Origin of the sequence: Paenarthrobacter sp. NPDC056912 (assembly GCF_042786555.1) — a bacterium.
GTDB lineage: Bacteria > Actinomycetota > Actinomycetes > Actinomycetales > Micrococcaceae > Arthrobacter.
In genome coordinates this window covers 179,420-204,262 of record NZ_JBHUCD010000007.1, presented here as the reverse complement: position 1 = coordinate 204,262, position 24,843 = coordinate 179,420, and the positions used below count along the sequence as shown (strand labels likewise).

29 protein-coding genes and 1 tRNA gene are annotated in these 24,843 nt (G+C 64.2%); 17 read left to right on the top strand and 13 right to left on the bottom strand.

Translation table 11 applies throughout. The features are described 5' to 3' along the window. The first annotated feature begins 12 nt into the window (after positions 1–12). From ACFRJ9_RS10335 to ACFRJ9_RS10295, 9 genes are all read left to right on the top strand, one after another. Positions 13–522: an amino-acid N-acetyltransferase gene (locus ACFRJ9_RS10335; protein ID WP_144653232.1), complete on the top strand. Its 510-nt coding sequence runs from the start codon at positions 13–15 to the stop codon at positions 520–522. Between the two features lie 208 nt (positions 523–730). Continuing rightward, a complete protein-coding gene (locus ACFRJ9_RS10330) occupies positions 731–2,119 on the top strand; it encodes an FAD-binding oxidoreductase (protein WP_377667156.1) in 1,389 nt (462 codons plus the stop codon). 13 nt (positions 2,120–2,132) lie between these two features. Continuing rightward, positions 2,133–2,342: a hypothetical protein gene (locus ACFRJ9_RS10325; protein ID WP_377667153.1), complete on the top strand. Its 210-nt coding sequence runs from the start codon at positions 2,133–2,135 to the stop codon at positions 2,340–2,342. A 137-nt stretch (positions 2,343–2,479) separates the two neighbouring features. Then, positions 2,480–3,481, top strand: coding sequence for a dihydroxyacetone kinase subunit DhaK (gene dhaK / locus ACFRJ9_RS10320; protein WP_377667150.1), 1,002 nt, complete (start codon positions 2,480–2,482; stop codon positions 3,479–3,481). 2 nt (positions 3,482–3,483) lie between these two features. Next, positions 3,484–4,146, top strand: coding sequence for a dihydroxyacetone kinase subunit DhaL (gene dhaL / locus ACFRJ9_RS10315; RefSeq protein WP_377667147.1), 663 nt, complete (start codon positions 3,484–3,486; stop codon positions 4,144–4,146). Next, a complete protein-coding gene (dhaM, locus tag ACFRJ9_RS10310) occupies positions 4,143–4,829 on the top strand; it encodes a dihydroxyacetone kinase phosphoryl donor subunit DhaM (protein WP_377667144.1) in 687 nt (228 codons plus the stop codon). Before dhaL ends, dhaM begins: the two co-directional genes overlap by 4 nt. Before the next feature lie 90 nt (positions 4,830–4,919). Continuing rightward, on the top strand, positions 4,920–5,096 hold the full coding sequence (locus ACFRJ9_RS10305; protein WP_377667142.1) for a CsbD family protein: 177 nt from the start codon (positions 4,920–4,922) through the stop codon (positions 5,094–5,096). A 95-nt stretch (positions 5,097–5,191) separates the two neighbouring features. After that, entirely contained in the window at positions 5,192–5,452 is a 261-nt protein-coding gene (locus ACFRJ9_RS10300; protein ID WP_377667140.1) for a DUF4235 domain-containing protein, read from the top strand. A 2-nt stretch (positions 5,453–5,454) separates the two neighbouring features. Then, entirely contained in the window at positions 5,455–5,814 is a 360-nt protein-coding gene (locus ACFRJ9_RS10295) for a VOC family protein (protein WP_377667137.1), read from the top strand. Positions 5,815–5,834: 20 nt separating this feature from the next. Here the strand turns inward: ACFRJ9_RS10295 and ACFRJ9_RS10290 are convergent, their stop codons facing one another. Further along, positions 5,835–6,347, bottom strand: a complete 513-nt coding sequence (locus tag ACFRJ9_RS10290; RefSeq protein ID WP_377667134.1) for a VOC family protein — start codon at positions 6,345–6,347, stop codon at positions 5,835–5,837. A gap of 65 nt (positions 6,348–6,412) precedes the next feature. Here ACFRJ9_RS10290 and ACFRJ9_RS10285 point away from each other — a divergent pair, with 65 nt between their 5' ends. Continuing rightward, a complete protein-coding gene (locus ACFRJ9_RS10285) occupies positions 6,413–7,234 on the top strand; it encodes a helix-turn-helix domain-containing protein (RefSeq protein ID WP_377667131.1) in 822 nt (273 codons plus the stop codon). Here the strand turns inward: ACFRJ9_RS10285 and ACFRJ9_RS10280 are convergent. The 3 genes from ACFRJ9_RS10280 to ACFRJ9_RS10270 all read right to left on the bottom strand — a co-directional run bounded on the left by ACFRJ9_RS10280 (position 7,214) and on the right by ACFRJ9_RS10270 (position 9,306). After that, positions 7,214–7,702 (bottom strand): MepB family protein, encoded by a 489-nt coding sequence (locus tag ACFRJ9_RS10280; RefSeq protein ID WP_377667129.1) that lies wholly within the window; start codon positions 7,700–7,702, stop codon positions 7,214–7,216. The two genes, ACFRJ9_RS10285 and ACFRJ9_RS10280, sit on opposite strands and share 21 nt — an antisense overlap. Before the next feature lie 51 nt (positions 7,703–7,753). After that, complete coding sequence (locus ACFRJ9_RS10275) at positions 7,754–8,233, bottom strand: hypothetical protein (RefSeq protein WP_377667127.1); 480 nt, start codon at positions 8,231–8,233, stop codon at positions 7,754–7,756. Between the two features lie 110 nt (positions 8,234–8,343). Continuing rightward, positions 8,344–9,306 carry an A/G-specific adenine glycosylase gene (locus ACFRJ9_RS10270; RefSeq protein WP_377667125.1) on the bottom strand — a complete coding sequence of 321 codons (963 nt, stop codon included), beginning with the start codon at positions 9,304–9,306 and terminating at the stop codon, positions 8,344–8,346. A gap of 136 nt (positions 9,307–9,442) precedes the next feature. On the opposite strand from ACFRJ9_RS10270, the gene ACFRJ9_RS10265 reads away from it, so the two are divergent. After that, a complete protein-coding gene (locus ACFRJ9_RS10265; protein ID WP_377667122.1) occupies positions 9,443–10,150 on the top strand; it encodes a hypothetical protein in 708 nt (235 codons plus the stop codon). A gap of 58 nt (positions 10,151–10,208) precedes the next feature. On the opposite strand, the gene disA is transcribed toward ACFRJ9_RS10265, so the two are convergent. The 5 genes from disA to ACFRJ9_RS10240 all read right to left on the bottom strand — a co-directional run bounded on the left by disA (position 10,209) and on the right by ACFRJ9_RS10240 (position 15,607). Further along, entirely contained in the window at positions 10,209–11,285 is a 1,077-nt protein-coding gene (disA, locus tag ACFRJ9_RS10260; protein ID WP_024819020.1) for a DNA integrity scanning diadenylate cyclase DisA, read from the bottom strand. Between the two features lie 301 nt (positions 11,286–11,586). Continuing rightward, positions 11,587–12,210, bottom strand: coding sequence for a Pr6Pr family membrane protein (locus tag ACFRJ9_RS10255; protein WP_377667119.1), 624 nt, complete (start codon positions 12,208–12,210; stop codon positions 11,587–11,589). Between the two features lie 54 nt (positions 12,211–12,264). Further along, the gene (gene radA, locus ACFRJ9_RS10250) at positions 12,265–13,638 is read right to left on the bottom strand and encodes a DNA repair protein RadA (protein WP_223947538.1); all 1,374 of its coding nucleotides are present in this window, start codon (positions 13,636–13,638) and stop codon (positions 12,265–12,267) included. Between the two features lie 10 nt (positions 13,639–13,648). After that, a complete protein-coding gene (locus tag ACFRJ9_RS10245) occupies positions 13,649–14,368 on the bottom strand; it encodes a phosphatase PAP2 family protein (RefSeq protein WP_377667117.1) in 720 nt (239 codons plus the stop codon). Between the two features lie 111 nt (positions 14,369–14,479). Continuing rightward, a complete protein-coding gene (locus ACFRJ9_RS10240) occupies positions 14,480–15,607 on the bottom strand; it encodes an aromatic acid exporter family protein (protein WP_377667114.1) in 1,128 nt (375 codons plus the stop codon). Between the two features lie 238 nt (positions 15,608–15,845). Here ACFRJ9_RS10240 and pstS point away from each other — a divergent pair, with 238 nt between their 5' ends. The 4 genes from pstS (at position 15,846) to pstB (ending at position 19,996) form a co-directional block, all read left to right on the top strand. Then, positions 15,846–16,967, top strand: coding sequence for a phosphate ABC transporter substrate-binding protein PstS (gene pstS, locus ACFRJ9_RS10235; protein WP_377667111.1), 1,122 nt, complete (start codon positions 15,846–15,848; stop codon positions 16,965–16,967). 147 nt (positions 16,968–17,114) lie between these two features. Further along, entirely contained in the window at positions 17,115–18,044 is a 930-nt protein-coding gene (pstC, locus tag ACFRJ9_RS10230) for a phosphate ABC transporter permease subunit PstC (protein ID WP_377667109.1), read from the top strand. After that, positions 18,045–19,148, top strand: coding sequence for a phosphate ABC transporter permease PstA (pstA, locus tag ACFRJ9_RS10225; protein ID WP_377667107.1), 1,104 nt, complete (start codon positions 18,045–18,047; stop codon positions 19,146–19,148). A gap of 68 nt (positions 19,149–19,216) precedes the next feature. Beyond that, a complete protein-coding gene (gene pstB, locus ACFRJ9_RS10220) occupies positions 19,217–19,996 on the top strand; it encodes a phosphate ABC transporter ATP-binding protein PstB (RefSeq protein WP_377667104.1) in 780 nt (259 codons plus the stop codon). A 160-nt stretch (positions 19,997–20,156) separates the two neighbouring features. On the opposite strand, the gene ACFRJ9_RS10215 is transcribed toward pstB, so the two are convergent. Both ACFRJ9_RS10215 and ACFRJ9_RS10210 read right to left on the bottom strand, forming a co-directional pair. Further along, complete coding sequence (locus tag ACFRJ9_RS10215) at positions 20,157–21,173, bottom strand: anion permease (RefSeq protein ID WP_377667102.1); 1,017 nt, start codon at positions 21,171–21,173, stop codon at positions 20,157–20,159. Position 21,174: 1 nt separating this feature from the next. Then, a complete protein-coding gene (locus ACFRJ9_RS10210; RefSeq protein WP_377667100.1) occupies positions 21,175–21,792 on the bottom strand; it encodes a DUF47 domain-containing protein in 618 nt (205 codons plus the stop codon). Between the two features lie 197 nt (positions 21,793–21,989). Between ACFRJ9_RS10210 and ACFRJ9_RS10205 the strand changes: the two genes are divergently transcribed. After that, a complete protein-coding gene (locus ACFRJ9_RS10205) occupies positions 21,990–22,712 on the top strand; it encodes a hypothetical protein (RefSeq protein WP_377667098.1) in 723 nt (240 codons plus the stop codon). Between the two features lie 234 nt (positions 22,713–22,946). On the opposite strand, the gene ACFRJ9_RS10200 is transcribed toward ACFRJ9_RS10205, so the two are convergent. Continuing rightward, positions 22,947–23,606, bottom strand: coding sequence for a hypothetical protein (locus ACFRJ9_RS10200; RefSeq protein WP_377667096.1), 660 nt, complete (start codon positions 23,604–23,606; stop codon positions 22,947–22,949). Between the two features lie 237 nt (positions 23,607–23,843). On the opposite strand from ACFRJ9_RS10200, the gene ACFRJ9_RS10195 reads away from it, so the two are divergent. Next, positions 23,844–23,916: transfer RNA gene (locus tag ACFRJ9_RS10195), tRNA-Lys, on the top strand. 271 nt (positions 23,917–24,187) lie between these two features. On the opposite strand, the gene ACFRJ9_RS10190 is transcribed toward ACFRJ9_RS10195, so the two are convergent. Beyond that, complete coding sequence (locus tag ACFRJ9_RS10190; protein WP_377667094.1) at positions 24,188–24,793, bottom strand: class I SAM-dependent methyltransferase; 606 nt, start codon at positions 24,791–24,793, stop codon at positions 24,188–24,190. Between the last annotated feature and the right edge of the window lie 50 nt (positions 24,794–24,843).

Genomic DNA, 24,843 nt, shown 5'->3' with positions numbered 1-24,843 from the left:
TAGGATGGGGGAGTGAATTCGACCTTCAGCCTCCGTCCTGCCCGCACCAGCGATGTGGCAGCTATCAAGCGACTGGTGGCGCCGCTCGCGGAGGAACGGATTCTGATGGCCAAGGAAACCGTGGCGTACTACGAGAGCCTCCAGGAATTCCGGATCGCTGAGTCGGGTGACGGCGAAGTCATCGGTTGTGGTGCCCTGCACGTGATGTGGGAGGACCTTGCCGAAATCCGCACTCTCGCTGCGGCTGACTCGTGGCGAGGACGCGGAGTGGGGCATGTGCTGGTGGAGAATCTCCTGGAAGAAGCCCGCGCCCTCGGAGTGAGCCGCGTGTTCTGCCTGACGTTCGAGGTGGACTTCTTCAAGCGCCACGGATTTGAAGTCATGGCAGACCAGTCGGCCGTGGATCCGCAGGTGTACTCGGAGCTGCTGCGTTCGCATGACGAAGGCGTCGCCGAGTTCCTGGACCTGGCCCGCGTAAAGCCAAACACCTTGGGCAACACCCGGATGATCAAGCAGCTCTAACACCCCTTTTTCGGCAGGACACGGCGTGTCGGTCAACACTGCCCAATTATGGGTGATTTAATACTCTTCTTTTATCTAAAGTTGATGGATAAACTGGTTGAGGCTTGCTGGGGAAGCTTCCACCACATCGGTCAATTGAGAGAAGATCATGCAGTCCCACGCGTCCTTTTCAGGTGTTTCAGAACTACAACTCAGCGTGCGCGGTCCAGTGTTCACGCCTGCCGATCCCGGCTTCGCAGCCGAAGTAGCGGCCTTCAACCTATCCACACAGCACCAGCCGGATCTCGCTTTCGGCGCCCTCGATGCCGAGGACGTTTCTGCTGCGATTCGCTGGGCGGCGGAGCGCGGGTTGCCCGTATCCGTCCAATCCACCGGACACGGTGCCACCAATGCCATTGAGGGTGGCCTGCTGATCAGCACCCGCCGCATGCTTGAGCTCAGTATTGATCCCCTGGAGAAGACGGCCCGCGTCGGCGCAGGCGTCCGTTGGAAGGCCGTGGTGGAGCTCGCCGCGACCTTCGGTTTGATGGGGCTCTGCGGATCCACCACTGATGTTGGAGTAGTTGGCTACACGTTGGGTGGCGGCCTTCCGATCCTGGGCCGCAAGTACGGCTTCGCTTCGGATCACGTCATCGCATTCGAACTGGTCACCGCCGACGGCACGCAGCGCCGCGTGACCAAGGACGAGGATTCGGAGCTGTTCTTCCTCCTCCGCGGCGGCAAAGGCAACCTTGGCATCGTCACGGCCATGGAATTCCATCTGTTCCCCGGTTCGGATCTCTTCGCAGGCGGCCTGTACTACGACGGCCAGCACGCTCCGGCCGTGCTCAAGCAGTTCATGGAATGGGTGCCGTCGCTGCCCACCGAAGCGTCGGCGTCGTTGGCTTTCCTTCGCTTGCCCGAAATGGACATCATTCCCGAACCCCTCCGCGGGAAATTCGTGCTCCACCTGCGCTACGCCTTCCAAGGCGACGCTGGCGTTGCCTCGCAGCTCCTGGAGCCGATGCGCCTTAGCGCTCCCTTCATGATGGACCGGACCGGGCCTTTGGATCCCACACAGTTCGACACCATCCACGAGGACCCCGATCAACCAGTGCCCGTCCGCGAACACGGATTCCTGCTTGACCGCCTGGATGACGCGGCTGCCCAAGCCATCCTGCGGCACTTTGGTCCCGGCGTCGAGAGTCCCGTGCTGATGGCGGAACTTCGCTTACTGGGGGGAGCCTTGGCCAAGAGCGCCGACGGCGAGGATTGCGTGGGCGCCCGTGACGCAGCTTTCAGTTTCTTCATGGGGGCGATCGCGGTGCCGCCGGTAATGGAGCTGTTGCCGTCGGCATTCGCTGCCGTCCGAGAAGATCTGCGCGAGGTCACCAGCAGCGGAACGTTCGTCAACCTGCACGGCCACTATGTGGACGACGAGGACAGGGAACGGCCGTGGAGTCCCACCGTTCGTGAGCGGCTCCGGTCGGCAAAGGCCACACTGGATCCCAACAACATGTTCAGCTTCGGACACGTGGTGGGGCTTCCTGTGATTGACCAGACCGTGCTCCTCGAAGACGTGGTAACCACTGGCGGCGACGCCGTGCTGAGCAACTAAGGGGATGCGGACAGTGCAGAACCGTGTCACGTTTCCCGATTTCTCCGCATTTCAGATCGACATGCCGCATGGGTCCTGGCCGCACGAAAACTCCGGCCCGGGGCACTCAAACCAGGACCTCTACTCAGCCTTCTGGCCTGAGTTCCTGGCCAGGCACGAGTCAGAGGCCGACTACGATCCTCCCCATGGCGGGGCAGTGAAGCCGTTGCACCACAACGATTAGCGCTTTTCGGCAGGGACAGGCATTGGGGGCTGTCCCTTCCGCTATTTAAGCGCCGTTCCACCGCCGAAGGCCCTACCGTGGGCCGGGCCGCCGGTAGTAGGGTCAGAGCACCAGTCACAGCACGCCAGGAGCATCCCATGAAAAAGCTCATCAATGATCCACGCGCAGTGGTGGACGAGTCCGTCGAAGGTTTCGGCATGGCCCATGCCGACATTGTGGACGTCCATCCCGAGCCAAAGTTCGTCGTCCGAAAAGGCGCACCCGTAGCGGGCAAAGTCGCCCTGGTATCCGGCGGAGGAAGCGGTCACGAGCCCTTGCACGCAGGTTTCGTGGGGCTGGGCATGCTCGACGCCGCTGTCCCCGGTGCGGTCTTCACCTCGCCCACCCCCGACCAGATCATTCCGGCGACAGTCGCCGTGGACTCGGGCGCCGGCGTCGTGCATATCGTGAAGAACTACACGGGCGACGTCCTGAACTTTGAGACTGCGGCAGAGATGGCGCAAGCCGAAGGCGTGCACGTGCGTTCCGTGCTGGTCAACGACGACGTCGCGGTGGAGGACTCCCTGTACACGGCGGGACGCCGCGGTGTTGGCGGGACGGTGCTGGTGGAAAAGATCGCGGGGGCCTCGGCCCAACGCGGTGACGACCTGGATACAGTGACTGCCATTGCGGAACGCGTGGTGGCAAACGTGCGGACCATGGGCGTTGCCCTCTCCGGCTGCACGGTACCGCACGCGGGGACGCCCAGCTTTGAGCTGGCCGATGACGAGGTGGAGATCGGCATCGGCATTCATGGCGAGCCCGGCCGTCACCGCATCGCCATGGAAAGCGCGGACGCCATCACAGACCGCCTGCTGGAGCCCGTCCTTGAAGACCTTGCCTTGGCTTCGGGCGACAAAGTGCTGCTGTTCGTCAATGGCATGGGAGGCACTCCGCAGAGCGAGCTGTACATCGTGTACCGCCGGGCGGCGCAGGTTCTTGCCGAGCACGGTGCCACCGTGGAGCGCTCGCTGGTGGGGAACTACGTAACGTCGCTGGAAATGCAGGGCTGTTCCGTTTCAGTCCTGCGCCTCGATGAGGAAATGACCAGGCTGTGGGACGCTCCCGTCCATACGGCCGCCCTGCGTTGGGGAGCGTGAAAATGGGCTTGGACGTCCATTGGGCCGTGGATTGGCTGAAGCTCTCCGCCAAGGCCATGGCTGAACACCGCGTGGAACTGATCGAACTGGACCGGCCCATCGGCGACTCGGATCATGGCGAGAACATGGACCGCGGATTCCAGGCGGTGCTCCAGAAGCTGGACGAGACGCCACCGGAAACTCCTGGCGCGGCGCTGAAGACCACGGCCATGACCCTTATGTCCAAGGTGGGCGGGGCCGCCGGCCCGTTGTACGGCACGGCCTATCTGCGGGCGTCCACTGCCTGGGGTGACGCCACGGACATCGACGCAGCTGCCTTGGTTTCGGCCTTGGCTGCTGCGCGGGATGGCGTGGTGGCCCGCGGCAAAGCCGAGCTTGGCGACAAAACCATGGTTGACGCCTGGACACCTGCCGTGGAAGCTGCCCGGAACGCCGCCGCGGGTGGCGCGGATCCACTGGCTGTCCTGGAAGCGGCCGCGGAAGCCGCTGAGGCCGGCGCCGTGGCGACGGACCCCTTGGTGGCGCGAAAAGGCCGTGCCAGCTACCTCGGTGAACGCAGCGCAGGCCACCGGGACCCAGGGGCGGCATCGACCGCGCTCCTTCTTCGCGCAGCTGCCGCCGCTGCAGCAGGGTCTGCCGGCGACGCAGGATCCGACGCCGTATGACCGTTGGGATTGTGGTGGTCTCGCACAGCAGCAAGATCGCGGAGGGCGCGGTGGAACTCGCCGCCCAGATGGCGCCCGACGTCGAACTCGCCGCCGCCGGGGGCACTGACGACGACCGGATCGGGACGAGCCTCGAAAAGGTGTTGGCCGCCGTCGAGCAATCACTGGTGGATTCCGGGGGTGACGGCGTGGTGGTGCTGACCGATCTGGGCTCGGCCGTGATGACGGCCGAATCCGCTGTGGAGTTCGCCAGCGATCCTGACGCTGTGCTGCTCGCTGACGCGCCCCTGGTTGAGGGGCTCGTGGCGGCGGCCGTTGCCGCGCAAGGAGGTGCCGGCGTCGAGGATGTGCGAAAGGCTGCCGAGGCCGTCGGCTTTGGTGCTGCGGCTGCAGTTGGTACTCCGGAAGCCGTTGGCGCGGATGAGCCTGACGCCAGCGGCGATTTCGAACTCATCAACCCCCTTGGCATGCACGCACGGCCGGCAGCGAAGATTGCAGGCGGGCTGTCCGGACTGGACGTTGAAGTGACGGTCAACGGCGTGGATGGAATGTCCATCATGGCGCTGATGGCGCTCGCCGCAGCGAAGGGGTCCTCCCTCCATGTTGAAGCACGTGGCAAGGATTCTGCGAAGGCGCTGGAGTACGTGGGCAAGCTTGTGGAGGAAGGGTTCGGGGAGATGTAGTTTCCGGAGTTTTCCGGCCCAAATATTGCTAAGTATGCTGATTAGTGATGTTGTAGAGGGACAAGGTTCCTACGACGAAAGAGGTGCACCATGGGTGCGGACGACAAGTTGGAGAACGCCGGCGAGAAGCTTGGCGGAAAGGCGAAGGAAGCTGCCGGCAAGCTGACGGACGACAAAGGCCTTGAAGCTGAAGGCAAGGGCGACCAGGTCAAGGCCGACCTCAAGGGTGCCGGCGAGAAGCTGAAAGACGCCTTTAAGAAGGACTAGGAATGTGGACAGGGCCGCTGCGGTTGCAGCGGCCCTGTCTTGTTTTGATGTGATGTAAGGCGTCGTCGCGGCGCGCTATCTGATGGAGGATCTTCGTGAATGTACTCGTGAAACTGTTCGGCCTGGCAATCAGCCTGGGTGCGGGCGCCCTCGCGAACAAGACGTTGGAGGCCCTTTGGGAGAAGAAAACCGGTAAGCCCGCACCCAAAGACGGCACGAACCTCAGCGACTCCCTTCCCGGAGTCCTGGTCTTCGCAGTCGTGTCGGCAATGGTTGGCGCAGTAGTTCACGTCCTGACCCAGCGGGGCACCAAAAGCGCCTTGGCCCGCATGAAGAAAACAGCAGACGAGGTTTAACCATGGCCATAGCCAAGTTCCCAAGTGTCGTCATCGATTGTCCCGACGCTTCCACCCTGGCCGCCTTTTACGGCGAACTGCTGGGCTGGGAAGTGGAAGACAAGGGTGACTGGTTCGATATCCGCCCGAGCGACGGCAGCAACTGCATCTCATTCCAACAAGTAGAGGCGTACCAGCCGCCGGCGTGGCCCGGACAGGACATTCCCCAGCAAATGCACTTCGACATGATCGTGGAGGATCTGGACAAGGGCGAGGAAGTTGCCGTCACCCTCGGAGCCAGCAAAGCCGAATACCAGCCGGGGACGACGTTCCGCGTGTTGCTTGACCCGGCCGGGCATCCGTTCTGCCTGTGCCTCACCTAGCCGCTCAACCCATCCGTGCTTTAACCCTGCTGCGCCGCCCACTCTTCGACACGGCGATTGCTTTCTTCCTCGGATAGATCCTCAACGCGGGTCATGATGGACCAGCGAACACCAAACGGATCACGGATGCTGGCGTAGCGGTCACCTGAGACGAACGTCGTCAGCGGTTCCCGCACTTTGGCTCCGGCAGCCTCGGCCCGCTGGACGAGGGCATCCGCGTCAGAGCAATAGAAGCCCATGGAATAGCAATCGTTCTCACCCTCCGGGGCCGGGACTAAATGGTATTCGGGGTTGGGCTCCCCAAGTTGAAGATGCCCGTTCCCAAGGTCGAGCTCAGCATGGACCACAACCCCGCCCATCTCCGTGGCACCCACCACGCGGGCGCCGAACACATCCCGGTAGAACGCAATGGCTTCCTTGGCGTTGGGAACGGCCAGGAACGGGGTGAGACTGGTGAGCCCGTTGGGAATGCCGTGGCTGGTGTGCACGCCATGGGCGGCGGTGGTTGATTCTGTGCTTGTAGTATCTGTCATGGTTATGACGCTACGTGCCTGCAGCTCATAGGCGCTTGGAGATTCGCGACAGCTTGGGGGGTCCCATGGAGGGTTCATTCAAAGGCATCCTGTATCCCGCGCGGCTTCCCACCTTCAACCGGCTGCCGGCCCCCGCGTCCGTAGCGGACTTGGTGCAGTGGTTCTGGATCCCGGAGTGGGATATTGAGCCCGGCCGGACATCCCGCCAACACCTGATTGCGTACCCTGCGTCCAACCTGGTGGTCCAGCAGGAAGATGTTGTCTTTTCGGGACCGACAACCCATGCCGCCTACAGGGACCTGCGTGGCAGAGGCTGGGCCGTGGGTGCCTTGCTGCATCCGGCCGCCGTACCCCTTTTCACCAGCGACCCCGGGGGCCTGCGGGACGCCGAGACGGTATTGGCGTTCAAGGATCTCCACGCCTCCGTCTCGGCTGCCATGAAACCGTCCGATGGCGGCGCGCCTGACCGAACAGCGTCCGACGACGGCGCTCGCCGCACGCTGGCAGTGGATGCTTTCGTCGCGTGGCTGGCTTCCCGGGACGATGTCCTGACCGAGGAAGCGCTGCTGGCGAACAGGATGGTGGAAGTCATCGGATCCGAACCCGGAGTGATCCTGATTGACGATGTGGCTTCGCTGCTGGCGGTCTCGCCCCGGACACTGCAGAGGATCGCGAAGAAGTACGTCGGGCTTAGTCCTGGCGCGCTCATTCGGAGACGCCGCCTACAAGATGCCGCCGAGCGCACCCGATCCGATCCAACAGCGGACCTTGCCGGGATCGCCGTCGAACTTGGCTATGCCGACCATGCGCATCTGACGAATGATTTCCAGCGGTACCTGGGCTTCACACCGAGTACGTATCGGCGGTCAGTGGCGGGGGAGGCTTGAGTCCTCGCCTGTGCGTTGGTGGAAGTACTCGCACTGCCACTGTTGGGTCAGCGTCGCTTGGCGATTAGTGGTGACGGACCACGGCGGATAGATCCGGAATCCGCGTTTCCCACCTTCGCCGTCCACGGAAACTATCCCGTGCTTGACCAGGGCGGACTTGGGAAAAGCGAAGTAACCCGCGTTGGCTCCTTCCCGGACCGTTACCACCAGAGTCCCGGTGCTGTCCTCAGCCGGGAACGGTTCGGTGGAGCCGCCCGATGCCCTCCGCCAGGCTGCAACAAATAGCCCTGCCTTGGTGGGCGTGAGCTTGCCGACCCGGAACCGGACAGTCCCCTGGCGGAGGTTGGCGATGGCCGCCCCGTACTCGAGGTTATCGGCCTCCGGAGTCGGGTACGGACACTCTTCACCCTCCAGGCTGAGGACGCGCACTGCGTCCGCGACGTCGGGATGGACACTCTGGGCAGTCACAGGATCACCGTTCTCCAAGCCGGGATACTGGCAACCGGCGCGGATCCCAACTTACCTCTGCCGCAGCCCCTCGCCATCCAAGGTCACTGCCGCAGAGATAAACCGGCCGCATTGCTCGCCATACGGATAATCCCCTCTGGGGGTAAACGTCAAAGTCCGCGTCGGCAACGCCGTTCCTGAGCGGGAAGTACCGCTCACTGTCGCCTCCATGGGCGATTCTGAAAGCGCCGGCAATTCAAGGGACCCCAGCAGGGTCCCGTCGGGGGAGGACGTCGCGGAGCAAACACCGTCCGGTGAGCACCCTTGGTCCACGGAAACGGCGCCCGGGTGCAGCATCAAATCCCCTTCCGAGCAGACGCCGTCCTGGCAAGCTTTGAGCCGGAGCGAAGCAACATCACCGGCATAGCCGGCCGACACCGTCAGGGACACGCCCGCCACCTGCCCGATGGCCGGGCAAGCCACTTCCTGCGGAAAGCAGCCCGGGAGTAGCGCCGTGCCTGCAAGGGTCAAAGCCAATCCGATTCTGCCCATGATTCAGAGTAGGGCCGGACGTGGCCGGCTTGGTGAGTCCGGGCCAAAAGGGCCCTGCATCGTTACGTGGGCATCAGCCCGTTGCCCAAGTGATACCGGGCTGGCCGCCGCTACGCTGGAAGCCGCAAGCCGCCGTCGTGCATCTCTGCAAGCCCATCCTGAAGCAGGCCGTCCAACGCCCGCCCCAGCTGCTCGGGAGCCGAATTGAGACGGTGAAGCGCGGCAAGCGGGACGCCGACGCCGAACGGCGGGAATCCGAGGTCCGCCGGCGCCTGCTCGAACATCTCTCGCGGCACGGGCGCATCGGCCTCGCGGAGTACCGCCATGACCGCGCCGCGGACTTGGCGGTCGGTGCCGTGCCAGGACTGACCCTTGGGCGTGTACGACGGCGGAGGCTCACCGGCCGCCAGCCAGGCGCAGCTCGAGCGCACGGGACAGTCGGCGCACTTGGGGCTGCGGGCCGTGCAGACCATTGCGCCAAGTTCCATGACGGAAGCGTTCCAGCGAACTGACAGGTCCTGCGCAGCGGGGAGGAGGGCGTCCGCCAGGCGCATCTCGCCAGCGGTCAGTGCCGGCGCCGGCAGGGCATGGCCAAGGACGAGCCGCGCGTGGACGCGCCGGATGTTGGTATCCACCACGGTTTCGCGCCGGCCGAACGCAAAAGCGGCCACGGCGGCAGCGGTGTAGCTACCCACACCCGGCAAGCCGAGCAGTTCGGGATAGGTGTCCGGAACGTTGCCGCCGTGCTGCTCGCAAATGGCGACGGCGGCAGCATGCAGCCGCAGCGCACGGCGCGGATACCCGAGGCGGCCCCAATGTCGGACGGCCTCCCCGGAGGGCTCCCCGGCGAGGTCGGCAGGGGTGGGCCAACGTTCCACCCAATCCCGCCACACGGGCAGTACGCGCACCACCGGGGTCTGCTGGAGCATGACTTCGCTGACCAGGATGCCCCACGGGCTGCAGCCGGGCTCCCGCCACGGAAGATCCCGGGCGGTCTGGGCGAACCATAGATCCAGGGCGTCGTGGAGCTCGGCGAGCTGGCCGGAGTCGGGAAGTGTTGGGGGAAGTGTCATGCTGCCATCCACTGTAATGGAATCCCGGCCGGCGTCCGCCGCGAAGCGGTTCATGGCCGACGTCACACACCGCCGGATTGGGTCCCAGCGGCGTGTAGGTTAGGCGCCCCGACGGCCACGAGCCTAGCCTAGAACCATGGCCACCAAGGGTAAGCAGCAGTCGACCGCGCGCTCAACAGCGCCGGCGAAGGGTGCTGCCCGTGGCTCATCCGGGTCCGGTGCCCCGACCACAAGGCGGCGTCCGAGCCCTGCCGTGTACCGTCGTCGTCGGCAGGTTGTCTTCGGCGCCCTGCTGGTGGTGCTCGCGCTGATCGTAGCCGGGGTGGTGGCCATCAGCACGTCGCTGGCCGGCAACTCCGAACCACAAGCCGTCAACCCGCCTGACGCGTCTCCGGCCGCGACGCAGGGGAGTGTGCCCACCGGAACGCCGTCACCGTCCGCCTCACCGACGCCGGTGTGCGACTTCAACCTCATGACGGTCGCTGCAAAGACGGACAAAGCTGCTTACGGCGCTGACGAAAAACCACTGCTCACCATGACCATCACCAACGGCAATGCAGCCCCTTGCGAGGTCAACGTGGGTACGTCCCAAATGGAGTACCTGGTAATGAGCGGCTCGGACCGGATCTTCTCCTCCAAGGACTGCCAGACCGGCGGCGTGGACCTCATCAAGACCATCCAGGCGGGCAAGAGCGAGACCGCCAATTTCCCGTGGGAACGCAACCGCACCCTGGAGGGTTGCGGTGCCATCAACGCCAAGCCAGGTGGCGGCGGCGCCTACTACACGTTCGAGGCACGGCTGGGGAACAAGTCGAGCGCCAAGGCCGTCTTCCAGCTGAACTAGTTCCCGGCAACAGCGCCTAACTACGGCCCGGCAACAGCGTTCGACGGCGGCGGCCGGTTTAGAGGAAACGGTCCAGGAGGCTGGCCTCGGCCATGCGGCTCAGGCCTTCGCGGACCGTGCGTGCGCGTTGGTCGCCGATGCCGTCCACGGTCATGAGGTCGTCGATGGTGGCGGCCATGAGGTTCTGGAGCCCGCCGAAGTAGTCCACAAGGCGGTCCGCAACAGCCTTTGGCACCGACTTCAAGCCGGACAGCAAGCGGTAGCCTCGCGGCTGAACCACGGCGTCCAACTGCTCAACGCCGCCGGCGAATCCGATGATGTGGGCGATCCTGCTCAGATCAATCAGTTCCGTCGGGCCCAGGTTGAGGAGGGCCTGGACCGCTTCCTCGATCTCCTCGGGCGTAGCGTCCGGATCCGAGTAGTCGCGGATGATGACATCGCTGCCCGGGCCGCGGCCCATGGTGAGTTCCTCGACCTGGAGGGACAGCAAGCGTCCGTCCTCACCGAGTTCAAGGACGTATTGGGCGATTTCCTCAGAGATGCGGCGGACCATTTCCTGGCGCTGCAGCGTGACCGCGACGTCCCTGACCGTCACGAGTGCTTCGATCTCCAGGGCCGAGAGGGAACTGGTGACCTGGTCCAGCCGCGCACTGTAACGCTCCAAGGTTGCCAAAGCCTGGTTGGCGCGGGCCAGGACCTTCTCGGAGCCCTCCAGCACGTGGCGCAGGCCGTTCACGTAGAGCGCGATGATCTGCATGGATTGGCTTACCGAGATAACGGGGACGCCGGTCTGGATGGCCACGCGCTCGGCTGTGCGGTGCCTGGTGCCGGATTCCTGGGTTTCGATGCTCGAATCCGGAACCAGCTGGACGGCCGCGCGGACGATGTTGCTGGCGTCCTTGTCGCAGATGATGGCGCCATCCATCTTGGCCAGTTCACGCAGGCGGGTGGGCGAGAAGTCAATGCCGATATCGAAGCCACCGGAACAGATGGAATCGATGGTGCGGTCGTAGCCCAGCACAATCAGTGCACCGGTGCGTCCTCGGAGGATGCGCTCAAGGCCATCGCGCAAAGGAGTTCCTGGTGCGACTCTGGCCAGAGTCGCCTTGAGCGATTCTTCCGGGCTCCGGGCCATAGGGTTTCCCTTCGAAGGTGCAAGCCACAGCTCACAGGCAAGCTGAATCCGGCATCAAGGAGCGGAGACGGAAAATGCCCTCATGACGACAAGCACAATGATAGAGCTTCCGGGCACCGTTAACCGCACCAGCAAGCCTCAAAGTGGGTCATTTTGCCGTGGATGACCATCGACCGAAGGTGGGAACCGGGGCCGGTCCGGCAGGCCCACTTTGGGAACACTGCCTGCTGACGTGGGCGTATATAACAAATTGGTGTATATATTGGCCGAGGCGGGAGGGACTGCGGCTCTCAGCCTGCCGCTAGTAGTCCACCTGCCGCTTCAGCTTGTTGCCCAACCACAGCATCGCAAGGCTGACCACAAAGAACCCGACGGAGATTGCCAAGGAGAAGACCACAACACCGCCCCAGCCACCGGCACGGGCGGGGTCGATGAACCAGTACGGGTACCAGCCCACGAACGCGCCGCGGACAAGGCTGTAGACCAGGTATCCGATGGGGAAGAGCAGCCAATACCAGATGTGCTTGGGCTTGAGGGTGGCGCGCGGGGGTTGGACGAGCCAGTCCGCCACCATGACAACCGGGATCAGGTAGTGCACCACAAAGTTGACCCATGGCAGCAGTGAGCCGAGGTCCTCGCCGGCCAGGAGGGCACCGAACACCAGCCCGACCACGGCCATGGCGATTGTGGCTGTGCCCCGGGTGACGTCGTCGATCTCGCTGGGGCGCTTGCGGATCAACACCCTGTAGCCGCTGATCAGCAGCACCACGGCCGCAAAGATGTTGGACAGATTGGTGAAGTAGCTGAAGAAGTTCCAGATGTCATAGCCCATGCCCAGATGAACCGTTAGCTGTGTTGCCACCGCCACCAAGGTCAACAAGCCAAAGAAAAAGCGTCCCCCGATAAGCACATTCCGTTTGGTCATAGGCCAATCCTTGCTGAACCCGCAGCTCAGAAGGTGCTCGACACCCCGGTAAGGTCAGGTGATCAGCAGTTCCAGTGCCTCGGCAAGATGGCCTACTTCCCGTACGGAGAAGCCTTCGGGAATGACGCCGGCACCTGCCGGGCTGGCGGGAACGATCGCATGCGTGAAGCCCAGCCGGTGTGCTTCCTGGATCCGCTGGTTGATTCCGGGAACCGGGCGTACCTCGCCTGCCAGCCCGACCTCGCCAAAAGCGATCAGCCGCTGGGGGAGAGCCTTCCGCGACTTGGCCGAAGCAACGGCCAAAGCAACCGCAAGATCCGTGGCCGGTTCGCTGAGCTTCACGCCGCCCACAGTGGCGACGTAGGAATCGTCCTTGTGCAGCATGCATCCTGCGCGCTGCTGAAGGACCGCCAGCAGCATGGCCACCCGCGAGCTCTCGAGCCCGCTGGTTGCCCTCCGCGGCTGGGCGTTGGCGCTCTCCGCAAGCAACGACTGGACCTCAGCAAGCAGGGGCCGGCGGCCTTCCATGGTCACCGTGATGCATGTGCCTGAAACGGGCTCGCGGGTGCGGGACACGAACAGCCCGCTGGGATCGGCGAGGCCTTCGATCCCGGCCTCGTTCAAGTCGAAGCATCCGACGTCGTCCGTGGCGCCGTAACGGTTCTTGACCGCCCGAAGCAGCCGCAAGCGGGAGTGGCGCTCGCCTTCGAACTGGCAGACGACGTCCACCAGGTGTTCCAGCAACCGGGGTCCGGCGATGGTGCCATCCTTGGTCACGTGGCCCACCAGGAGGGTAGTCATGTTGCGGCGCTTGGCCGCAGCGATGATGGACGCAGCCACCTCCCGGACCTGCGAGACGCCGCCGGCGCTGCCCTCCACATCGGCGCTGCTCAGCGTCTGCACGGAATCCACGATCAGCAGCTTGGGTTCAAGCTTTTCCACCTGGCCCAGCGCCTGCCCGAGGTCGGTTTCCGCGGACAAGTACAAGGTGTGTGCGACGGCGTCGATCCGTTCCGCTCGCAGCTTGACCTGCGCCGCGGATTCCTCGCCGGTGATGTAGAGGACGTCCTGGCCGGTGCGGGCGAACTTCGCCGCGACGTCCAGCAGGAGCGTGGATTTCCCGACGCCGGGTTCCCCTGCGAGCAGGATGACGGCCCCGGGAACGAGCCCTCCTCCGAGGACGCGGTCGAGCTCGTCCACGCCGGTGGGCAGGAACGCGGCCGTTGTGCCATCCACCTCAGCGATACGGCGGGCAGGCTCCAAAACGGTAGCGGCCGGCGTCGTACGCGCTACCGTGGCGCCGTACTCCTCAACGGTTCCCCAGGCCTGGCACTCACCGCACCGGCCCACCCACTTGATGGCGGTCCAGCCGCATTCGGCGCACTTGTAAGCGGGAGTCTTGGATGCGCGGGAGGTCTTGGAAGCCATGGGTTCAAGGTTAGTCGCGGGGGCTGACAGTATTGGCGCCCGAGGATCCGTGCCGGGCTGCGTCGACGAACACAGCAATACCTGTGACGCCGAGGGCCACCCCTAGGGACGCTACAACGTCCGTCATCCAGTGATATCCGAGGTATAGGCGGCTATACCCGACCACCAGCGTGAAAGCAGCCGCCCCCGCGAAGGCCAGGACCGTCGTCGTCCGGGTACCCGAACGGGAGGCCAGCAAGTAGGCAAGGACCAGCGCGAAGATGCCGGCGCCCAGCGTGTGGCCGGAGGGGAAGGAGAGGGCGTCGTCCGGGCCCAGGAGGAAATCGGACGACGACGGACGGGCCCTGCCCACTTCTTGCTTGACCAGCGTGGAGAGGATGACGGCAAGCACCATGGAGCCCAGGAGTACGGCAGGGCGCCAGAGTTCCTTCTTCCACACAGCCCACCCGATGGCCACGGTGACGCCTATGAACGTCATCCAGAGGGGAGAGGTCACGGTGGTCACGGCGGCGAAGACCGCTGTGAGCGCGGGGCTGCGGGAATCGACCATGAAGCTGTGGACGGTGCCGTCGACTGTGGCCAGTCCGGAGTCCGACAACACAGCGGCAAACATGAGCCAGAAGATGACATCTCCCGCTACCAGCAGCAGGGCCGCAACAAGGAACAACGGCCGTTGCCGCAAACGCAGTGCCGGCGCGGCCCGGAGTTGCATGGAAAAGGCAGGGATCATCGGCTCATTCTGCCAAACGGGTCTGAGGCTAGGCTGAGAGGCCCGCGAGATGCCACTTAATGCCAATGCCAGGCCGTGGAATTGGCATTAAATGGCATCTCGGCGCGAGGACTAGAGCGGGGGCAGCACAGCCCGCGCCTCTTCGGGCTCCATGCCGCTGGCCTCCAACAGGTCCACCATCAGCGGCCGGAACAGCATCACCACGGTTTCGCCCTCAAGCCTTTGTACATCCAGCATTTTGGGGTGCAGCCGCGCGGCGATGTCCGAAAGGTCGTTCCGGGCGCGCCGCAGATGCACGCGGCGGGTCCCTTCGCTTTGCTCGGACAATCCGACGGTCATCTCGTCGATCGCGGCGGCGGTTTCCTGCAGGACCTCGGAGATACTTTCGATGGCCTCGTCGGACAGTGCGGCATGATTAATGGCACTCGTGAGCCGCCGGGCAAAGACGCGGCTGTTACGCAGTGCGAGGTCGATGTACTCCAGGGAATGCTCCAGGCCGGCGAGCTCGTCCCGGTGCCTGCGGTGCGCGGGGGCCAGCGTAGCAACCTCGCCAGACGCCCGCAGGGTCTGCCGCATCCTGTCCACCAGCGGCTGGCAGTTGCGGCCACGGATCAAGGCGTGCCAGGCGGTGGTTGAGTCGCTGTCGATCAATGCCTTGGCGCATTCGCGGAGCACCTCGGCAAGCTCATACAGGATCTTCTGGACGTCCTTCCGGGGTTCCCTGCGCGGATCCTTGGGCACCAGAACGGTCACCAGCAGCGCAAAAACACCCCCGACAACGGCATCCAGGCTTCGCGTGAACGGCCCGCCCGCCGGGGCCGGCAGCAACACCACCAGCAAGGACTGCAGCCCCAGTTGGGTGGTGAAGATCGTTCCGCTGTCCAGGAACCTGGCCAGCAGGATAGAGAAGAGAAGTACGACGGCGGCCTGCCAGATCCCGGCGCCCAGCCAGTGGAGCAGGAGGTCGCCCACCACGATCCCGAGTGTGCAGCCCAGGCCCACCTCCACAACACGGCGCAGGCGCGGATCCCGGGAGAAGCCCAGGGCAATCAATGACGACGTTGCAGCGAACAAGGGCCCTTGGTGTCCCAGCACGTATTCGGCAAAGGCGTAGGCGCCCACCGCGCAGACGGTCATCTGGATGGCCGGCATCAGGGAGTTCCGGCTGCGGACCAGGCCGGTGCGGACGCGGGCACGGAGGAACCTCTTGCTTGCGGAAAGTCCCTTCGCGGCAGCCATGTCCTCCAGTCTATTTGCCGAACCCCCGCCAACCACGGCAACCCGGGCGTCGCTCAAGGTGCGACGCGCCACATAACCCAATGGTCCGCCGTCGTTCACTTCCCGTTCACCTGCCACCACAGGTCCCGTTACCTGCGCTCCATACCTTCAGTAAAGGAACAAATTGGTCCACAGCTCGCGCACGCCGAAATCTCCGTTCGGCCCGCATCAGAGAAATCCCTGGAAGGGGTACATCCAAGTGAAGGCAACTCGCTTCGGCCGCAACGCGGCAATCGCGGTCATCGCAGCTGGCGCTCTCGCGCTCACCGCTTGCGGTTCAGACAACGCAACCGGCACCCCGGCTGGCACCCAGTCGGCGGCATCCGGCACCAAGGTCACCGGCACCCTGACCGGCATCGGCGCCTCCTCCACCGGCGCCGCAATGGACGCTTGGAAGGCCGGGTTCGCCACTGCGAACCAGGGCGCCACCGTGCAGTACTCCCCGGATGGTTCCGGCGCAGGCCGCAAGGCCATCATCGACGGCTCGGCACAGTTCGCCGGCTCGGACGCCTACCTGAAGGACGAAGAGCTCGAAAGCTCCAAGGCCAAGTGCGGCGCCGACGGTGCCATCAACATCCCGGTCTACATCTCGCCGATCGCGGTGGCCTTCAACATCCCTGATGTCAAGGAACTGAAGCTCGACGCCGCTACGGTCGCCAAGATCTTCCGTGGCGAAATCGCCAACTGGAACGATCCCGCCATCGCAGCCCTGAACGCCGGCGTCACCCTCCCGGACCTCAAGGTCACCCCGGTGAACCGCTCCGATGACTCCGGCACCACCACCAACTTCACCGACTACCTCGCAGCTGCTGCTCCCGAGGTCTGGACGGACAAGGCCGCCGGCATCTGGCCCGCAAGCCTGAAGGGCGAAAACGCCAAGGGCACCTCCGGTGTGGTCAAGACCGTCACCGACACCCCGGGCGCCGTGACCTACGCTGACGACTCCGCTGTTTCCGGCAAGCTGGGCACCGCCTCCATCAAGGTTGGCGAAGAGTTCGTCAAGATCTCCGCGGACGCTGCTGCCAAGGCTGTCGAAGCAGGCAAGGCTGTTGACGGCCGCGCCGCGAACGACGTCGCCATCAAGCTGGACCGCAAGACCACCGCATCGGGCGCCTACCCGGTAGTCCTCGTTTCGTACCACGTTGTTTGCACCACGTACGAGACCAAGGCTGTTGCTGACCTGGTCAAGGCCTTCGAAACCTACGTGGTTTCCGACGAAGGACAGAAGACCGCAGCTGACGCCGCAAAGTCCGCACCGCTCTCCAAGACGCTGCAGGACAAGGCCAAGGCCGCTATCGAAACCATCAAGGCCAAGGCCTAAGGTTTCCCGGCGGGTTTGCCTGAACCCGGCTGAACATTGAAGTTCCCTGTCCCGCGCGGAGTGGCTGCAGCCGCTGGCTGGTCCACTCCGTGGGGCAGGGAACTTTAGCCATGTAAGACCAGTTCACTGAGACTGAAGGATCGTGAAGTGACCAACTCCCTGACCACCTCCCAAGGCGCCGGACGCGCCGGGGACAAGGTATTTTCCGGGGCCGCCATGGCCGCGGGGTGCCTGATTCTGGCGGTTCTCTTCGGAGTCGCCTTGTTCCTCGTGGTGCAGGCAATCCCTGCGCTGGTGGCCCCGCCTGAGGACATCCAGGGCGGCAAGGGCTTCTTCGCCTATATCGGCCCGATCGTGGTGGGTACCCTGATTGCCGCCGTGATCGCCCTCGTCATCGCCACCCCCGTGGCTATCGGCGTCGCCCTGTTCATCTCCCACTACGCGCCCCGCCGCCTCGCTTCCGGGCTCGGCTATGTGGTGGACTTGCTCGCCGCGATTCCCTCGGTTGTGTACGGCGCCTGGGGTGCGGCCTTCCTGGCCAAGGAAATCTCCCCGGCCTACGACTGGCTCGCGAACAACCTGGGCTGGATCCCGATCTTCGAAGGCCCGGCTTCGGCCACCGGCAAGACCATCCTTACCGCGGGCATCGTCCTTTCCGTCATGGTCCTGCCCATCATCACCTCGCTGTCCCGTGAAATCTTCCTGCAGACCCCCAAGCTGCACGAGGAAGCAGCGCTCGCCCTCGGAGCCACCCGCTGGGAGATGATCCGCATGGCCGTGCTGCCGTTTGGCCGCCCGGGCATCGTCAGTGCCATCATGCTGGGCTTGGGCCGTGCACTCGGCGAGACCATGGCAGTGGCCTTGGTGCTGTCCTCCGGCGTACTGACTGCCAGCCTCATCCAGTCCGGCAACCAGACCATCGCCGCCGAAATCGCCCTGAACTTCCCGGAAGCCAGCGGACTCAAGGTCAACACGCTGATCGCCGCCGGCCTGGTGCTGTTCGTCATCACGCTCGGCGTGAACATGATTGCCCGCTGGATCATCACCCGGCACAAAGAATTCTCGGGAGCCAACTAAATGACCGCCACAGTAGTCCGCAAGCGCTCCGCGCTCACCAAGGGCCAGCTGCCCAAGTTCGCGCCCTACATTGTCCTGGCCGTCGCATTGATCGTCGGTGCGGCCATCCTCGCCCTCATCGGCTTCAACACCTTTGGCTGGGGCCTTGTCTCCGCGATCCTCTTCGCCGTGGGCCTGGTTTCCTGGAGCGCTGCTGTTGAGGGTGCCCGCAAAGCCAAGGATAAGCTCGCGACGTGCCTGGTTGTCGGAGCATTCCTGATTGCCCTGTTGCCCTTGATCTCGGTCATCTGGACCGTGCTGGTCAACGGCATCCCCGGGCTGATCACCCCCGGCTTCCTCACCACGTCCATGAACGGCGTCACCGGCGCGTTCGACAACAAAGCCGTGGAAGAGGGCGGCGCCGTTCTTGGCGGCGTCTACCACGCTCTCCTTGGCACGCTCCAGATCACCCTCCTGGCCACCATCATCTCCGTCCCGGTAGGCCTGCTCACGTCCATCTATTTGGTGGAATACGGCAACGACCGTCCGCTGGCCCGCGCCATCACGTTCTTCGTGGATGTCATGACCGGCATCCCGTCCATCGTGGCCGGCCTGTTCGCGGCAGCGTTCTTCTTCGCAGTCGTCGGCCCCGGCACCAAGACCGGTGCGGTAGCCGCCGTCGCGCTTTCAGTCCTGATGATCCCGGTGGTGGTCCGCTCCAGCGAGGAAATGCTCAAGATCGTCCCGAACGAACTCCGCGAGGCCTCGTACGCGCTGGGCGTCCGCAAATGGCGCACCATCACCAAAGTGGTCATCCCGACGGCGATCTCCGGCATCGCGTCCGGCGTTACCCTGGCGATCGCGCGAGTCATCGGCGAGACCGCGCCGATCCTGGTCACCGCCGGCTTCGCCACCACCATCAACAACAATGTGTTCGGTGGCTGGATGGCTTCGCTGCCCACGTTCATCTACACGCAGATCCTTAACCCGACGTCGCCGTCCAACCCTGAGCCCTCGGACCAGCGGGCCTGGGGCGCGGCTCTGGTGCTGATCATCCTGGTGATGCTCCTGAACCTCGGAGCCCGCCTCATTGCCCGCCTGTTCGCGCCCAAAACGGGCCGTTAGCCGGGCCGGCCCCCGATTTCGGGCTGGCCCCTCAAAACTTCCAAACCCCCAAGGAACAAAGGAACACCATGTCTAAGCGCATCGACGTCAAGGACTTGAATGTCTACTACGGCAACTTCCTGGCCGTTGAGGACGTCAACATCAACATTGAAGCCAAGTCCGTCACGGCCTTCATCGGCCCGTCCGGTTGCGGCAAGTCCACCTTCCTCCGCACCCTGAACCGAATGCACGAGGTCCTTCCCGGCGCCCGCGTCGAAGGGGAAGTCCTGTTGGACGGCGACAACCTCTACGGCCCCGGCGTGGACCCCGTCACCGTCCGCACCCAGGTGGGCATGGTCTTCCAGCGCCCCAACCCGTTCCCCACGATGTCCATTCGCGACAACGTGCTGGCCGGCGTGAAGTTGAACAACAAGAGGATCAGCAAGGGTGCAGCGGATGCCCTGGTGGAGAAGTCCCTGGTTGGCGCCAACCTGTGGAACGAGGTCAAGGACCGCCTGGACAAGCCCGGCTCCGGCCTTTCCGGTGGCCAGCAGCAGCGTCTGTGCATCGCCCGTGCCATCGCCGTTGAACCCCAGGTGATCCTCATGGATGAGCCCTGCTCCGCCCTGGACCCCATCTCTACGCTGGCCGTTGAAGACCTCATCAACGAGCTCAAGGACCAGTACACCGTGGTCATCGTGACCCACAACATGCAGCAGGCGGCGCGCGTGTCTGACAAGACAGCGTTCTTCAACATCGCCGGCACCGGCAAGCCCGGCAAGCTCATCGAGTTCGCGGACACCACCAGCATCTTCAACAACCCCGGCCAGAAGGCCACGGAAGACTACGTTTCCGGCCGCTTCGGATAAGGGTTTCGCAGATTCCGGCTTCTATGGGGGGAGTCGGCGCAGAACGACGGCGGCCGTCGCCTTGGGGGTACGGCCGCCGTCGTTTTTTGTTGCCCAACTGACTGGCATTAGTGGTTGTTCTGAGGCCTCAAAACAACCACTAATGCCAGCTAGTTGGGTCTCACAGGTCCGCGAGGGGTGAGAACGCCAGCTCCAGGATGAAGGCCACGGCAGCGGTGATCAGCGGAGTCACCAGCCAGAACAGCAGGATCCTCCGGACCAGGCGGCGGTTGGTCATGGAGAAGCGTTGATTGGTCCCCGCCCCGAGCACGGACGCCGTCAGTGTGTGCGTCGTGGACAAGGGCAGGTGCAGCCCGATGGCGCCGACGAACAGCATGACGGACGTCAGGGTTTGGGCCACAAAGCCGCGCAGCGGATCCACCCGGATGAGCTTGTGGCCGAGCGTGTGGGAGATCCGCCAGCCGCCGAACATGGTCCCCGCAGTAAGCATCACCGCGGTAAGCAACAAAGTCCAGAACGGCACTTCCCCGCCACCGGACAATCCTGCCGCCACCATGGCCAGCACGATCACTGCGGCCGTTCGCTGGCCGTCCTGAAGTCCGTGACCGAACGCCACCGCTGCCGTGGACACCGCCTGGGCGCGTCGGAAGCGCCTGTTCACCACGTTCGGCTGCGTGTATCTGGCCGCCCACGTCACCGGCCACACCAGCAGGTACGCGCCAACAAAGGCGATCACGGGGGACAGGAGGAGCGGCAGCACTACTTGGGTGAGGACCACGTTATCCACGCCGCCAATCGAGTTTCCGCCCACCAGCACGCTCGCCGCCCCCGCGCCGATGAGCCCGCCCACAAGTGAGTTGGTGGAGGACAACGGGATGCCGCGCCACCACGCGTAGACACCCCAAAGGATGGCCGCCGTGAGCGTGGAGGCCAGCATGCTCAGGCCGCTGGTGCCATCCGGCAGGATGATCCAGGACTGCGTGAAGGCAAGCACGAAGCTGCCGCTGAGCATGGCGCCGACAAAGTTGAAGACAGCAGCGAGGAGGACTGCGATGGACGGCGTCAGCGCACGGGTCCTCGTGGACAGCGCGACGGCGTTGGAGACGTCGCGGAAGCCGTTGAGGAATGCGAACCCTGAAGCCAGGCCAACCACCAGGACCAGGAAAGCGACCGTCACGTCATGATTCCTTGACGATGATGCTGCCTACCTGGGTGGCGACCTTCCGCATGTCCTTGGTGACATCAACCAGCTGGTTGGCGATGTCCCGGTGCCGCGCGTACTGCGTGGATTTCATGTCCTTGAGCATCTCGGCCACCCAGATGCGATGCGACCGCTCCGCCCGTTTGGCAAGCCTCAGGATTTCGATCCAGTAGTCCTCAAGCTCGTCCAGGTCCTCAAGTTTCCGCATGGCGTTCACAGTGAGTTCGGCCTGGCGGCTGATGATTTCCAGTTGGTCGGCCGCGCGCTTGGGCAGCCGCTCCAGCTTGTAGAGGGCCACCAGCTCACCGGCGGCATCCAGCTTCTCCATGGCCTCGTTGAGGTGGCGGGACAGCGTGTACATGTCCTCGCGGGGAAGCGGGTTCACGAAGCTGGTGCGCATGTGCGTCAGGAGCGCGAAATGCAGGTCCAAGGATTTGGACTCGTGCTCGTGCAGTTCTTCGGCGAGGCGCTGGTGCTCGCTGGCCTGTGCGCCGAGGATTTCCGAGAGGGTTCCGGTGGCAGCCACAATGACGCCGGCCATCTGAGCGAGCAGTACGAGCCCGGCAGGTTCCTGGGGGAAAAGGCGCAGCTTCATGTCGCTTCCGGGCTGGGGACGGATGGGCGGCGGACGGCTTGACTTGACGCTGCCCGTTTCGTTGCCAACTTTACCGGTCCCACGACGGCGGCGGGGAAGCATGCGGGAACGTTGCGGGGAGTTGTCCCCATCGCGACGCCGGCGAAGACCATGCAACACTTGGCAGGACTCGAATTAATCCAATCAATGGGGGAATTATGCGCATCAACAATGTAGTGAAGATCACCGGCCTGGCCGCTGCGGGATTGCTGGCCCTGACCGCCTGCGGCGCCACCACGGCGAGCTCGACGACGGGTGGTTCGGCATCGCCGTCGTCCTCCACCTCGACTGCCTCGGCATCGCCGTCGGCGTCTCCGGCTTCCTCCGACGCGGCAGGGGCCTCCTCGGGCTCCTACAAGGCCGCCGCCTGGGCACTCGCGATCACGGACAAGGGAGACAAGCTAGGCACCATCAAGGGCGACAGCTTCAGCGTTGACATTTACCAGGTAGCCACCGACGTGGCGTCCAAGGACAGCATGTTCGTGGACAAGGAAACCAAGGAGAACCTGCTCAAGAAGGGCGCACCCGTGGTGTACGTGAACTACGTGGTCACCAACACGTCATCGGCCGAAATCCCACTGAGCCACTCGCTGATCACGCCGAATGCCAAGTACACGGACTGGAAGTACCTTGGCGGCATGCCGTCCGACTCCAGCAGCGACGGTTACAAGAAGCACGGCCTGAGCAGCTCCGGCACCAAGCTCAAGGAGGATGCACCATTCGTGCTGGCTCCAGGCGAATCATTCAACATTGCCGAGAACTTCGCCTACACCGCAGGCAAGGAAGCGGAGGTCAAGGCAACCCTGACGCCGCAAAACGCTGCCGGCTCCTTGGACCACGACAAGCGCGAAGAAGCCGAAACCACGGTCACGCTGAAGTAGTTCACCCTGCACTTTGCCCGGGCCTGCGCCAGTGCTGGTCCGGGCAAAGTGCGTCCGGGCATAAAAATGGTGCCGAACCGGATACGCCTCTCGGCGGTAGGCCGCTCGAAGCGGCTATAAGTTGAAGCCCGGGGGTTTCGCGGTTCGACACCAGTTTCAGTTTTCACCGTTGGGCGGCCTAAGTCAACATTGACAGTCCGGGCCCAACGTGGGTAGATTCCGGGGTTTTACGCCCTAGTCCAGCTCTCCCAAGCGCCAGGCATTGGCTGCGTGCTCAAGGTCCTCGGCGGTCTTGACCAGCTGGTGGGAGTTGCGGGTCAGCTTGCTGGCGTGGCCCTCGTTGCTATGCTCCGCACCGTCGGCGAGGGTCGCCTGGCCGAGCGCCACCACGCGGCAGAAAGCGGCGGAACGTTCCAGCGCGACGTCGAACTCGCCGTCGAAAGCGCCGGACAAAATGGCGTCTGCCATGGTCTTCATTTCCTCGGCCCCCGGCGGCTCAGCTACGCCAGCGACGACGTTGGAAACCTGGGCGGTATCGCGACCGGCCCGGAAGTAGACGGAGATCCGCTCGGGGTTCTGGATGGTGGCGGCGCGGAGGGCGTAGAGCCTCCACAGCGCGCCGGGCAGGGACCGGGCGGGGCTTTCGGCCCACATCTCGGCGATGGCTTCGAGGCCTTGCTCATCGGCCAGCTTCACCAGTCGGTGGGTGACTTTGGGGTCGTCACTGTCGCGGCCCCGCCGGACCAAGGCCTGGGCTGCGAGGTGGGCGGCCTCGGAAACGCGCGCGGGGTCTGCCCCGCCGGCGAACGGTTCGAAATCGATGGGCGCGAAGGGCTTGGGCTTGTGGTGCCTGTTTGCTCCGCCGTATGCGCGTGGTCCTGGCTGTTCGCTCATGAGTTCACCGTACTCCTGTGCTTTGGTGGGGTCGAGTAACGGTTGGCGGGGCCGCGCCCATGCTGGGGCCGTGCCGCCACGACCCACTTTGCCGCCGCAGCCGGCCCGACACGCCGCCGCTGCCGCGCGTCGCCGTCGAACTTTCCTCAAAGAAGGTCGCGACGGCGCACGCGGCCTTGGGTTCCTCGACTGCCTTGACGTTGGGGTACAGTATTCATGGCTGTTTCAACAGCTGGAGGGCCTTTAGCTCAGTTGGTAGAGCATCGGACTTTTAATCCGTGGGTCGTGGGTTCGATCCCCACAGGGCCCACCCTCCATGTCCCCCGGAACCACGCGGTTCCGGGGGATTTTTTGTGTGCCCGGAGATTGGGCTGCGTGGCCTATTGCCTACTTAGGTCCGCGTATCGACCGACAATCGAACTGGCCTCGCGCCCTGCGCACTATAACCAAGCTCAAATCTCCCAACGGTCCGGGACTCTCCTCTGAAGGGACATGGGGTTTCCCTCGTATTGGGACGAACTGGAGTTATGGGACTACAAGCCCCTTAGGTAGTTGGTTGCCCGAAGGGGGAAGGTCGGGTGTCAATGTTCCATGCGCCGGGCAACGATCGCCGCGTGTGGGCGGACGCCGGGGTCGGCACGCGAGTATGTGTCCACCACTTCGAAGCCCGCTCCCAGAAGACGTGTCCTCATCTCCGCAATGGGCCAGAACCAAGCCGGGGCCACAGCATGGGGGAATTCTTCAACGGAGGCGCCCTCGAAGAAGCCCAGCAAGAGGCTGCCGTCAGGTTTGACGCAGCGGGCGAACTCACCCAAAACCCGGTCGATGTCCTTTGGGTGGGTGTGAATCACCGAGTACCAAGCGAGGATCCCTGCCAGCGATTGATCCGGCGTCGGCAGCCGTTCAAGAGTTCCCAAGGTGAAAGCCACGTCTGGATGGAGCTGCCCGGCGGTCTCTATGAACTCAGGGACAAAGTCGACGCCCTCAACCTCGACTCCGAGAGAATGCAGGAAGTTGGTCCACTGCCCCGGCCCACAACCGGCATCGATGACTTTTCCGGACAATCCCGGTGCCCACGAGCGGACGAGCTCCCGGTCGGCAGGGTGGGTGCTCTCCATGGATCCCAAAAGCGAGGTGTACTCGGCTGCGCGGGCAGAGTAGGCGGCTGCAACGATGCCGGGTGACATGGGATCAGCCTAGGCGACGAAGAGGGCGGGTCCGACCGGCCCCGCCGAAG

What these genes read in the sequence shown, in the direction of transcription:
- dhaK (WP_377667150.1), top strand. Translation starts at nt 2,480, where the DNA reads ATGAAAAAGCTCATCAATGATCCACGCGCAGTGGTGGACGAGTCCGTC.
- dhaL (WP_377667147.1), top strand. Translation starts at nt 3,484, where the DNA reads ATGGGCTTGGACGTCCATTGGGCCGTGGATTGGCTGAAGCTCTCCGCC.
- dhaM (WP_377667144.1), top strand. Translation starts at nt 4,143, where the DNA reads ATGACCGTTGGGATTGTGGTGGTCTCGCACAGCAGCAAGATCGCGGAG.
- ACFRJ9_RS10305 (WP_377667142.1), top strand. Translation starts at nt 4,920, where the DNA reads ATGGGTGCGGACGACAAGTTGGAGAACGCCGGCGAGAAGCTTGGCGGA.
- ACFRJ9_RS10295 (WP_377667137.1), top strand. Translation starts at nt 5,455, where the DNA reads ATGGCCATAGCCAAGTTCCCAAGTGTCGTCATCGATTGTCCCGACGCT.
- ACFRJ9_RS10290 (WP_377667134.1), bottom strand. Translation starts at nt 6,347, where the DNA reads ATGACAGATACTACAAGCACAGAATCAACCACCGCCGCCCATGGCGTG.
- ACFRJ9_RS10285 (WP_377667131.1), top strand. Translation starts at nt 6,413, where the DNA reads ATGGAGGGTTCATTCAAAGGCATCCTGTATCCCGCGCGGCTTCCCACC.
- ACFRJ9_RS10275 (WP_377667127.1), bottom strand. Translation starts at nt 8,233, where the DNA reads ATGGGCAGAATCGGATTGGCTTTGACCCTTGCAGGCACGGCGCTACTC.
- ACFRJ9_RS10270 (WP_377667125.1), bottom strand. Translation starts at nt 9,306, where the DNA reads ATGACACTTCCCCCAACACTTCCCGACTCCGGCCAGCTCGCCGAGCTC.
- ACFRJ9_RS10265 (WP_377667122.1), top strand. Translation starts at nt 9,443, where the DNA reads ATGGCCACCAAGGGTAAGCAGCAGTCGACCGCGCGCTCAACAGCGCCG.
- disA (WP_024819020.1), bottom strand. Translation starts at nt 11,285, where the DNA reads ATGGCCCGGAGCCCGGAAGAATCGCTCAAGGCGACTCTGGCCAGAGTC.
- ACFRJ9_RS10255 (WP_377667119.1), bottom strand. Translation starts at nt 12,210, where the DNA reads ATGACCAAACGGAATGTGCTTATCGGGGGACGCTTTTTCTTTGGCTTG.
- radA (WP_223947538.1), bottom strand. Translation starts at nt 13,638, where the DNA reads ATGGCTTCCAAGACCTCCCGCGCATCCAAGACTCCCGCTTACAAGTGC.
- ACFRJ9_RS10245 (WP_377667117.1), bottom strand. Translation starts at nt 14,368, where the DNA reads ATGATCCCTGCCTTTTCCATGCAACTCCGGGCCGCGCCGGCACTGCGT.
- ACFRJ9_RS10240 (WP_377667114.1), bottom strand. Translation starts at nt 15,607, where the DNA reads ATGGCTGCCGCGAAGGGACTTTCCGCAAGCAAGAGGTTCCTCCGTGCC.
- pstA (WP_377667107.1), top strand. Translation starts at nt 18,045, where the DNA reads ATGACCGCCACAGTAGTCCGCAAGCGCTCCGCGCTCACCAAGGGCCAG.
- pstB (WP_377667104.1), top strand. Translation starts at nt 19,217, where the DNA reads ATGTCTAAGCGCATCGACGTCAAGGACTTGAATGTCTACTACGGCAAC.
- ACFRJ9_RS10210 (WP_377667100.1), bottom strand. Translation starts at nt 21,792, where the DNA reads ATGAAGCTGCGCCTTTTCCCCCAGGAACCTGCCGGGCTCGTACTGCTC.
- ACFRJ9_RS10205 (WP_377667098.1), top strand. Translation starts at nt 21,990, where the DNA reads ATGCGCATCAACAATGTAGTGAAGATCACCGGCCTGGCCGCTGCGGGA.
- ACFRJ9_RS10200 (WP_377667096.1), bottom strand. Translation starts at nt 23,606, where the DNA reads ATGAGCGAACAGCCAGGACCACGCGCATACGGCGGAGCAAACAGGCAC.
- ACFRJ9_RS10190 (WP_377667094.1), bottom strand. Translation starts at nt 24,793, where the DNA reads ATGTCACCCGGCATCGTTGCAGCCGCCTACTCTGCCCGCGCAGCCGAG.